General features: G+C 36.9%; 2 protein-coding genes. One reads left to right on the top strand and one right to left on the bottom strand.

Annotated features, from left to right (window positions below):
• The coding region (locus DNK85_RS11820; protein WP_208123174.1) for a hypothetical protein at positions 1-200 on the bottom strand (200 nt) is incomplete at its 3' end.
• A gap of 76 nt (positions 201-276) precedes the next feature.
• On the opposite strand from DNK85_RS11820, the gene DNK85_RS10850 reads away from it, so the two are divergent.
• Positions 277-1,368 carry an IS4 family transposase gene (locus DNK85_RS10850; protein WP_119329576.1) on the top strand — a complete coding sequence of 364 codons (1,092 nt, stop codon included), beginning with the start codon at positions 277-279 and terminating at the stop codon, positions 1,366-1,368.
• The last annotated feature ends 46 nt before the right edge of the window (positions 1,369-1,414 follow it).

Genomic DNA, 1,414 nt, shown 5'->3' with positions numbered 1-1,414 from the left:
TCTCTCCTTGCTTCAACTCCTGTTGTATCAATCACTTTAACAATAACACCACTCCTAAGAAATTCTAGATTTTCTTTCGATGATTTTATTTCGTTTGTCCAAAATGAATACATTAACCATCCATAAACAATAATTAAAAGCAAAATAAACGGTCTATACAATTTTTTAGGCAGTTTAAAAAAAATAAATATTTTACTCATTGTTAAATCCCTCTGTACACGAAGAAAAATTTGCAAATTGCTGCTTGAAGCGTTATTTTTTCTTGATTTGCACACCATGAAAAAGCACCTCAAACAGCTGACAAATAGTTTAAAGGAAATTTTTAACTGGCACAAATCAAGATTAGATTGTTTTGCTAATCTTCTGGTTAGCCTAATCTCACGACAAACCGTTAATCTTGCACATTTGGCAACCCATTTTGCAAGAAATACCAAAATCGAGTCGAATTATCGACGGATACAGGGATTTTTTAAAGAGGTTGAGTTTGATTATGATGCTGTTGCAAAGTGGAGTGTCGAGCAAATGCTCAGCAAAAAAGCAAAGTTCTATCTTGCGCTGGACAGAACCAATTGGCAATTTGGTAGCACAGATATCAATATTCTTATGCTCTCAGCAGTCCATGAAGGTGTAGCTATTCCATTATATTGGGAAATGCTGCCGCATAAGGGTAACTCTAAGTCTGAGGTGCGTATTGACTTGGTGAAGCGTTTCATTGAACAGTTTGGTACAGGGCGCATAGCTGGCATTTTAGGAGATCGTGAATTTATTGGAGAGAAATGGCTAAAATGGTTGGATGAAGAGTCAATTCCATTTGTTGTTCGTGTAAAGCAAAATCAGCTAACCACAAATTCCCGAGGACTTGAAGTGGATGTGTCAGCACTGTTTTATGGTGTCAAAACACATGAGATTAAAAACATTGAGGGCAAAAGGAAGTTCTCAGGGATTGACGTCTACTTTGCGGGTACAAGAGATATTAATGGTGAATTGTTAGCTGTTGTTAGCAACTCAGAAGCCATTGAGCAGTTGGTCTCAACTTATGGTATGCGTTGGGAAATTGAAAATCTTTTTCAAGCACTTAAAGGCAGAGGGTTTAATTTTGAAGATACGCATTTGAAAGACTCAAATAAAATTTCCAAACTAATGGCGTTGCTTACCGTTGGAGTAGTCTGGGCACATAAGGTCGGCGAATACAAAGATGCCAAGTTAAAGCCAATCAAACGTAAAAAACATGGTCGGTTACAGTCTAGCTATTTCCGGTATGGCTTGGATATGATTGCTAATGCTTATCAAAGAGCAGCTTTTAGCATAAGAGATTTTAAGCTCTGCCTTAAGATTTTAAATCGACCATTACAGGAGCTACTCAAATGAAAAAATCATCGTGTACAGAGAACTTCTCATTGGCGTTATTTTACTA

The organism is Cysteiniphilum halobium (genome assembly GCF_003574425.1).
Classification (GTDB): domain Bacteria; phylum Pseudomonadota; class Gammaproteobacteria; order Francisellales; family Francisellaceae; genus Caedibacter; species Caedibacter halobius.
The sequence above is the reverse complement of the archived record's forward strand: the minus strand, read 5'-3'. Positions and strand labels throughout refer to the sequence as shown.

Excerpts from the sequence above, each read along its gene's own strand:
- DNK85_RS10850 (WP_119329576.1), top strand. The coding sequence starts at position 277 with ATGAAAAAGCACCTCAAACAGCTGACAAATAGTTTAAAGGAAATTTTT.